This window comes from Solibacillus sp. (assembly GCF_040273735.1).
Taxonomy (GTDB): domain Bacteria; phylum Bacillota; class Bacilli; order Bacillales_A; family Planococcaceae; genus Solibacillus.
Window position 1 is genome coordinate 1 of the sequence record NZ_JBELZM010000034.1, and the last position, 8,244, is coordinate 8,244.

An 8,244-nucleotide genomic window follows, 5' to 3' on the forward strand; every position below is an offset into this window, starting at 1 on the left:
TATTCTGAACCATCTTCTAATTCCGTTTCAGTACGTATAAGCCAAGTGTTCCCTATGCCAAACTCAATAAATTTCATATCTTATGCCCCCTTGATATATGAGGAAAATTTACTTTTAATTATAATCTATAAAAACCACTTAAGAATGCTAAGGAGAATCCATAAAATGGATTCTTCTTATTAATTGTATAATAAATGCTAAAAAGTTATCATAAATTATTTAAATTATATCTAAAGAACTAAGAAAAAATACCGAAAAAATCATTGGATGTCAAAAAGAGAGAAGGTTTCATATTAAATGTTTAAATCAATCAAAACAAAAATTATTGTCACGGTTATGGTTTTTTTCCTCCTTGGCATCACCATCATGACGGCAATCAGCAGTACAAAAGTAAAGAATAGAACCGAAGAGAATGTCATTAATTCGAGCGGTGCGGTCATTAATGAAATGGGGTTTGCTATTGAGAACTATCTTGGACAATACGAGAATGGTCTAGCGCAATTGTCGACTTCTAGTTCAATTACAAATTTTACCGCCGAAGATAGTGTAGAAGCAGGATCGTTACTTAAAATACTTAATCAAGAACTTTCTAGTTTCTTAGAGCTATATAGCGACACACTATCAGTTTATTATTCAAATCCGGATCATCATATCAATATGCCCTATTCAGATCTTGGCCCCGATTATGATCCAACTACACGTGAATGGTACACAAAAGCTGCTGCACAACCTGGTAAAGTTCAGTGGTCAACACCCTATATCGACAAAGCAACAGGTGACTTTGTAATCACCGCTTCGATAGCTATAAATGCGAACGGTAAACTCCTCGGTGTGGTTGGACTGGACTTGCAACTCGCAGCCTTGACAGAGAAAATTTCAAAAAGTGAAGTTGGCTATAATGGCTACCCTGTCATATTTGATACGGAAGGAACAGCAATTGTCCATCCGACATTGCATGGAGAAAATCTCATGAACTTGCCTTTTATTGCAGAGATGTATAAAGAGGGTAATGAACAAGGGTTGATTCACTACGATTATGAGGGTGTCTCAAAAGCTAATATATACTCCACTATTCCAAAATTTGGTTGGAAGATTGGCGCGATTTATGATGAAAAAAATATTAACGCATTGGCAATTGATTTACGCAACTCGATGCTTATAGTTGCAATTGTCACCCTACTTGTCATCTTTACTGCATTGTACTTAATCATTAGTCGAACAATTAAACCGATTGGCACATTAAAGACACTCATGGATTCCGTTGCGCAGGGTGACTTAACCGCTCATTCCGACATTAAGACAACAGATGAAATTGGTGAGCTTGGAAATAACTTCAACAAGATGACCGACAGTATGAAAGACATTATTACTATCATCACTAGCTCTGCATCGAACGTGCGGGCAAGTTCTGAAAGTTTGAGTGCAGTAGTAGAGGAAACAAGTGCATCAAGTGAAGAAGTCGCATATGCTGTGAATGAAATCTCACATGGTGCATCAAAGTCTGCAGAAGATGCTGAAATTGTTGCGGAACGTGCTGACCTCCTGGGCCAACAAATTAACGAAATTACAACAAAAGCTGCTGTCATGTCTGACATTGCAATCAAAGCCGGCGAATTGAATACCAATGGACAAGGTCAAATGCAACAGCTGAAGCTGTCATTTGATGATTGGGAAACTAATTTACAATCCATGTCAGAGGTAATTCTCACGCTTGAAACCAAAGTAAAAGCAATAGGTGGCGTCATGGAAACCATCACCGAAATTTCAGCACAAACGAATCTTCTTGCTCTAAATGCTAGCATAGAGGCAGCACGTGCCGGGGAACACGGCAAAGGATTTGCCGTAGTTGCGGGTGAAGTACGAAAGCTCGCAGAACAATCGGCACGCTCTACAGAAGAAGTAAAAGCAACTGTTCAAGAGCTACAAGCGGAATCTCGTCTTGTCACCGAGCAAATGAATGAAACACGTGAAAATTTCCAGCGTCAAGGTTCCATCGTCAACGACACCGAAATCACTTTCGGAAAAATCTCCACATTGATGGCAGATATGCAAGATTCCATTGATACGGTGTACAACGAAATTCAAAAAGTTGCGACACATAAAGATGACGTCACCGAAACAATTCAAACTATGGCAGCAACTTCCCAAGAAACAGCAGCAGCTTGTGAAGAAGTAAGTGCTTCAACAGAAGAACAAACTCGTAGTATTCAGTTTGTATCGGATGCCGCCGAAACCTTGACCAAGTTGAGTGAGGAATTAAGTCAAGCGATTAATCGGTTTAAAATTTAATACCACCCTTCGTAAATGTTTAAAAACTTACATTACAGAAAAAAACGAAATTTAGCTCTTTGGTAGTTAAATATTACCTTTGTTCTTTTGGTAGACACCTATTCTATGTGGCAGTGATTTCTTATTAATCTCACTATTTCAAAGAATGAGGTGTCTTCTTTTAATAATTAAACTGTCAATGGATTCAATTAACGGGCACTTTTCTTGAACAAGAAAAATGCTTTATTCAATTATATAAATTTAATTATCTTGAACTTGACAGAGAAATAACTAAGTATTAATATTTTTATATATTATAAATAGAGTTTTATCCTTAGTTTGGTAGTCAATATTTTGGACATTGATTATCCATCCAAAAAGGAATTAGAATAATAATTTAAATAATAGGTAGACATTTTAAAAAACCTAGATTAGGTTAGTTAAAAGTAAACCGACAATTTTAAAAGAAATGGTTTGATATTTGAAACCATTATTTTTGGATTGTCGGTTTTTTTATTTTTTAGAAATGAAAGCTTTGGACTTGTTAGAAATGGTGCAGAGAAATAATATTTATATGTGCCATATGGGAGAAACTAGAGGTGACACAGACTATAAAATAAAATTATAACGATTAATTGTGGAATGGATGGGATGGAAGTCATGTTGGATAAAACAAAAGGTGCTCTTGAAGCCGAAATCAGTAAAGTGTTAACGAATTGGGAGAAAAGTTATCTAGGGCGCGGTTCCGTATCGGTTAAATCAGATATCTTGCGAGATATGGTAGTTGTTGTGTTAGGAGGGGTCTTAACACCTGCTGAATATGCAGTATGCCAAAATAAAGAGGGCCTATTATCAGTCAAAAAAATGCGAAATAGCTTGGTGGAATCGGGTGTAGAAGAAATAAAAGAAGCAATACTCACGATAACAGGTATAGAAGTAGTAAGTTTTTATAGTGATTTGAGTACAATAACTGGGGAACGCATTATGGTCTTTAAGCTTTCAGAGGATTTGCAAAGTAAATTATGATGTAACATTTGAATGTAGTCATTTCTCTAAAATCGTTTCAATGGAAAGAAAAGATTTATATCCCTCATTATAATAGCGAATAAAGGAGGATAAATTGTATGGATAAGAGTAAGACATCAGTACCTCACTTAGATACAAAACTAAAAAACCATATTGAAATTTACGATAATGAAATCCATCTAAATATAAAGGAAACGATAGCTAAAAATAAGGAAATAATAGAGAAAAATCGCGAAATTCTTTCCCTTAAATTTGCTGGTGATTTAAAAAAAGTAACAGAATGAGTTTTCTTTCTTACTCAACAATCTGGCGCCTTCCTTGAATAAGGAAGGGGCCCTTTTCAGTTAAAGGGCAATATTGTACAATAGCAACATATTTGAATGATTACAAAAACTCGCTATTTGTACATTTTGATGAAGCAATAAACAGATCCCTTGTTATAATTTGCTGATATGATTAAGGAGGGGATAGAAATGGGCATCAAATTAGAAACGGATAATTTTTGATCTACCCTTTTTTTTATTTTATATGATGTTTATTTATTTTATTCGTATAGGAATATCCTCCTAAATATACCTTGGTTTAAGTTTATCTAAATTAAAAATCTTGAGGTATTTTCAAAAACGTAATTTCTTCACTATCCACCCAATGGTATATTTCTATTTTGAGGGTAGTGCCTAGGTTCCCGTCAAATTGATTCTTAGTGTAAACATGCTCAATACGTATAAGCTTTCCGTTCGGTTTATAATATGGAGTTATATCTTGTTTCTGCCAACCTCTTTCTGAAAGTCGGTAAAATATATCCTCGTCTAAACAGTTAATATCCTTACATATATACCAATCAAAATTATTTTCAGTAGCAATTTTCATAAATCCGCTCTCAGAATTCTCTTCCTCTAAAAGACTAATAACCGCTTTTGAAGTGAGTGACTCGAATGGTGGAGATGGATAATGCCAGTAATTACTGAAAAAAATCCAAATAAATATTAATAAAGCAATAGCTAAAAGAAATGCTTTTCTGTCTTCAATTATTTTTAATTTCTTTTGCAATAGTGCATCCTCCTGTTCTATGTCATACCATTTTGATAAGAAATATGCTATTTAAGTTATTATGCAAAAAAGCTCGCGAGTATAAACACAGCTACTTTAATTGTCTATGCTGTCTGCATAAAAAAATGTATAAACAGAGTTACAAAAAAAAGACAAACACTGCTACATCAACGTTTGTCTTTTAATGGGCGATTCCAGTCTTTGATATGGGAACATTCTTCGGTATAAGGTTTTATAACAAGTTAAACTGGCAAGCCCCAAATTATATCAACTGCTAAAAAACTTAAAATAATGCCAATTCCAAAATCTTAAGTTGAGTTTAAAGAGAATATTTGTTCTAATATTAAAAACAGCATTAAGAAGGTGGAGATTTTGAAAAGAAAAGAGTTAGAACACTTTTTATTAGGTAGTTATACAATTGGTTTTATCATGGGAAGTTGGTTATATGTAATTAACCCCACATTAAATTTGAGCTTTTCCTTTGAAAATATTTTCTGCATTATAGTGGTTTTACCAATATTATATTGGGTGTATAGATATTCAGGAATGGTTTTTAATGATCAAACCATTAAAATGAAATTGATATATTCTTTAGTTTTAATTTTAGGGTTAGGTTTTGGAATATTCTTTTCAGAATTGCTTTTAAGTTAAAAATTTATCTTTAATCTTAGGAAAGCAAAGTATAAATCAATTAAACCAATTGAGCCTTGTTCAGTATATATTGTGTAATAACAAAGGCTCTTAAGTATTCATGTAGAATAGTATTGTAAAGAAGTACACTTAAACTGACAAAATTGTATAGAAGAAGGATAGGTAAATATTGAACTGGATTAAACTTTCACTATATTTTATAGCTGCATTACTTTTCCTCATAGTTTTATTAACAAACATTCGGCTAGGTAAAATAATAATGACAGAACAAAATGAAGAAATGATTAGAAATAAAATGAAAAATTGCATAAGTATAATGATTGTGGTAATTATAATTGCAATAATTCTTTATTCAATTGCTGTGTTCTTATAAATATATTAACCTAATATAAAATGTGAGTATTTACCTTATTAACTAACAAGGTGTTTTAGTTTAATAATGGTTTTCAACAATCGGCGCTTTTCTTAAATAAGAAAAGTGCTTTATTCAATTATAGGGACATATTGTTGAATAACTTAGTAAGAGAGAACGGTTAATAAGAAATATTATAAAGGATAGGAACAAGGTTTACCGTTTTTTATCATCCTTAGCACGAATCGTTAATTTAACAACATTCGCACTTTTCTGCTGTATTCCCAAACTTTTATTTGTGAACGTTTTTGTATGGTTATATAGCACAATTTTTCTATTTATTTATATTTTTGATAATAAAATATGTGCATACTGCCATTACACTTGCTAAATACAAGAATGAAAACCCTATAAAGCCTAAATAAGAACTTCCGATTTCAGGTGAACCAGAACTAAAAATATTAGAGAGAAATATACATGAAATAAGTCCTATTAGCAATGTTCCAATACCTATACCTAATGGTTTCAAAATATCCACCTCTCTTAAAATTTATTTCTCCATAAGCCTTTTAAATATGGTTACCAAGCTTTAATTTAGGAACGTTATTTCGTTTCAACTAAATTAGTAACTAAAATTTATTTTCTAAATTCATTATTTTTCTCCGTATTTTCCATCCCTAATTGCTTTTTTAAATCGACCATCTTCTTCAATAGCTATTGCTTCCTCTGTGCTTATTCCTCGAATAGCGTAATACTTTGTGCCTTTTTCATACGTATTTGAGAAGTTTCTGGAGTAAGTTCCCTCCATATCTGAATACTTTGTAACTTCACCGATTTTTTCATCTACGTTTTCAACATATTCATCACTTAATTGATAAATATAGCCATCCCAAACAACAAACTGAAAAGCCCAATCTGCTGATGAATTATTAAAAGGAATAGAGTTGGAGCAACCTGATAAAAGAACAATACCTATTACAAAATAGAAAAAATTATAGTTTAGTCTCAAAAATAACCACTCCTTAACTACACTACCATTTTAATTAAATAATAACATTCAAAAAGCGACGTTTGGTAACATTAATTTTATTCCAACTCGTTTCTTAAAATTGTATTTAGGAACATATTTATGCTTAAGATTGTAACTGGGTGAATCTGTTGCCCACCTATGCAACAATCGGGCGCGATTCTTTAATAAGAGGGTCGCGTTTTCCGTTATAGGGCCATATTATTGAATCACACTTTTAAGTCTATCAAAATAACTCATTCAAACAGCATCTATATAAAATAACCCTTAAATGGTAATATTATGACATACATTATTTAGGGGGCTTTACAATGAGATTAAATAAGATTTTAAGTATTATATCTATTTTATTCTTACTAAATCTAAGCGCATGTTCAAAAGAAGAAGTTAAATATGATGGAGAACCTTTAAAAATCGCTGTAATTGGTGATATTCCTGAACTAAATAATAAAAAAATTAGTTTTGAAAAAATTTCATTAGATGAACTTAGCGAAGATACAGTACAGATTTCAACAAATTTTGATGCAGTTATGATAACACCATTGATGTTTGAAGAAGCTTCTAATGATCGATTTGTTGAAGTTTATAATAACTCTAAAATCCCCTATATCTTTTTTGATTCCGAAAAAAGGAATCTTCCATTTACAAAAGTAGGATATACATACGAAACAGCGAGATGGGAATCACTAGAAAATGGTTCACATACGACAATTTATTTATCCGATAAAGATGCCAATAGAGAAGATGTTTGGTATTTCTATTTAAATGATGAAAAAGAGTTAGATGTTCTTTATAAAGAGATTTTTGAAAAGGTTAAAATGTTATAAACCTATTCAGAAAAACGATCCACAATTCCGGGCGCAGTTCTTGAAGATGAATTGTACGTTATCTAACGTGGCAGGTTGGTATAATAATAGCAATATTTGTGAAGAAACTTAGAAATGAGTTGGATTCAATGGAGAATGTTAAATGGATAAATGGTAGCCATAAAGAGGATAACCATATTTTTGATTCGGAGTTTGAAGCGGAAGAATGGGCGGATGCATTATATCCAGATTTTGTTGCCTATTTAAATGAAATAAATAATGTAGGATATGCAACGCCTGACGAAAAGGTAATTAAATATTTAGCATCTCTTTTTCCTCAATGGGCTAATTATATCAATTTGCAAATCGGTTTCTGTACAGGAAAAAAAGAAATAAATGGTCAAATCATCTATAAAATATGGACAGTGAAATTATAATTATTTTTGCACTAACGAGGGATTTAGTAGAATAACGATATTCCACAATCGGGCGCTTTCCGGTAGTGACCCCTTAAAGTTAGAGTTTTTATTATGCAGCTAATTGGCTGGCATGTTTTCGGTAATTTACCGGACTCATGCCGGCCAGTTTTTGTTTAATACGAACATTATTATAATAATGGATATACTCATTTATTTTCTTCTGTAATGCTTCATAAGAGATGATTTGTTCTCCATAATACATTTCCTGTTTTAGTAAGCTAAAGAAGTTCTCCATGGCCGCATTGTCTGCACATGTTGCTTTCCGAGACATGCTTTGAAAAATCCTGTTCTGCCTTAATGTTCTCACCCATGTATTATGTTGATAATGCCATCCTTGATCGGAATGAATTGTTGTCCTATATACTGCACGCTTTTGAATAATTGGAAGTGCTTGTCTAAGTGAATCTAACACAAAATCTAGGCTCGGCCGTTTTGACATACTAAACCCAATAATCTCACCATTATATAAATCCATGATCGGACTTAAATATAATTTTTCATCATCTGTACATTTAAATTCAGTTACATCAGTCGCCAATTTTTGAAGGGCATATGACGTTCTGAATCTACGATTCAAAAGGTTTT

At 32.6% G+C, this 8,244-nt stretch carries 11 protein-coding genes; 6 read left to right on the forward strand and 5 right to left on the reverse strand.

All coding sequences use genetic code 11. The features are described 5' to 3' along the window. Positions 1 to 77: DUF3977 family protein (locus ABS917_RS18625; RefSeq protein WP_350480394.1), on the reverse strand; the 77-nt coding region annotated here is incomplete at its 3' end. Positions 78 to 297: 220 nt separating this feature from the next. Here ABS917_RS18625 and ABS917_RS18630 point away from each other — a divergent pair. The 3 genes from ABS917_RS18630 to ABS917_RS18640 all read left to right on the forward strand — a co-directional run bounded on the left by ABS917_RS18630 (position 298) and on the right by ABS917_RS18640 (position 3,578). Next, positions 298 to 2,289, forward strand: coding sequence for a methyl-accepting chemotaxis protein (locus tag ABS917_RS18630; protein WP_350480385.1), 1,992 nt, complete (start codon positions 298 to 300; stop codon positions 2,287 to 2,289). 642 nt (positions 2,290 to 2,931) lie between these two features. Next, entirely contained in the window at positions 2,932 to 3,294 is a 363-nt protein-coding gene (locus ABS917_RS18635; RefSeq protein WP_191705379.1) for a Na-translocating system protein MpsC family protein, read from the forward strand. Between the two features lie 98 nt (positions 3,295 to 3,392). Beyond that, a complete protein-coding gene (locus ABS917_RS18640; protein WP_350480386.1) occupies positions 3,393 to 3,578 on the forward strand; it encodes a multidrug transporter in 186 nt (61 codons plus the stop codon). 313 nt (positions 3,579 to 3,891) lie between these two features. On the opposite strand, the gene ABS917_RS18645 is transcribed toward ABS917_RS18640, so the two are convergent. Next, the gene (locus tag ABS917_RS18645) at positions 3,892 to 4,344 is read right to left on the reverse strand and encodes a hypothetical protein (RefSeq protein ID WP_350480387.1); all 453 of its coding nucleotides are present in this window, start codon (positions 4,342 to 4,344) and stop codon (positions 3,892 to 3,894) included. A gap of 372 nt (positions 4,345 to 4,716) precedes the next feature. Between ABS917_RS18645 and ABS917_RS18650 the strand changes: the two genes are divergently transcribed. Then, a complete protein-coding gene (locus ABS917_RS18650) occupies positions 4,717 to 4,995 on the forward strand; it encodes a hypothetical protein (RefSeq protein WP_350480388.1) in 279 nt (92 codons plus the stop codon). Between the two features lie 686 nt (positions 4,996 to 5,681). On the opposite strand, the gene ABS917_RS18655 is transcribed toward ABS917_RS18650, so the two are convergent. Together ABS917_RS18655 and ABS917_RS18660 are read right to left on the reverse strand one after the other, a co-directional pair. Next, positions 5,682 to 5,876, reverse strand: coding sequence for a hypothetical protein (locus ABS917_RS18655; protein ID WP_350480389.1), 195 nt, complete (start codon positions 5,874 to 5,876; stop codon positions 5,682 to 5,684). Between the two features lie 123 nt (positions 5,877 to 5,999). Further along, the gene (locus ABS917_RS18660; RefSeq protein ID WP_350480390.1) at positions 6,000 to 6,356 is read right to left on the reverse strand and encodes a hypothetical protein; all 357 of its coding nucleotides are present in this window, start codon (positions 6,354 to 6,356) and stop codon (positions 6,000 to 6,002) included. 329 nt (positions 6,357 to 6,685) lie between these two features. On the opposite strand from ABS917_RS18660, the gene ABS917_RS18665 reads away from it, so the two are divergent. Continuing rightward, positions 6,686 to 7,201, forward strand: a complete 516-nt coding sequence (locus ABS917_RS18665; protein WP_350480391.1) for an amino acid oxidase — start codon at positions 6,686 to 6,688, stop codon at positions 7,199 to 7,201. A 128-nt stretch (positions 7,202 to 7,329) separates the two neighbouring features. Next, on the forward strand, positions 7,330 to 7,617 hold the full coding sequence (locus ABS917_RS18670; protein WP_350480392.1) for a hypothetical protein: 288 nt from the start codon (positions 7,330 to 7,332) through the stop codon (positions 7,615 to 7,617). Positions 7,618 to 7,708: 91 nt separating this feature from the next. Here the strand turns inward: ABS917_RS18670 and ABS917_RS18675 are convergent. Then, positions 7,709 to 8,244 (reverse strand): IS3 family transposase (locus ABS917_RS18675; RefSeq protein WP_350480393.1); only part of this gene is annotated, 536 nt, incomplete at its 5' end.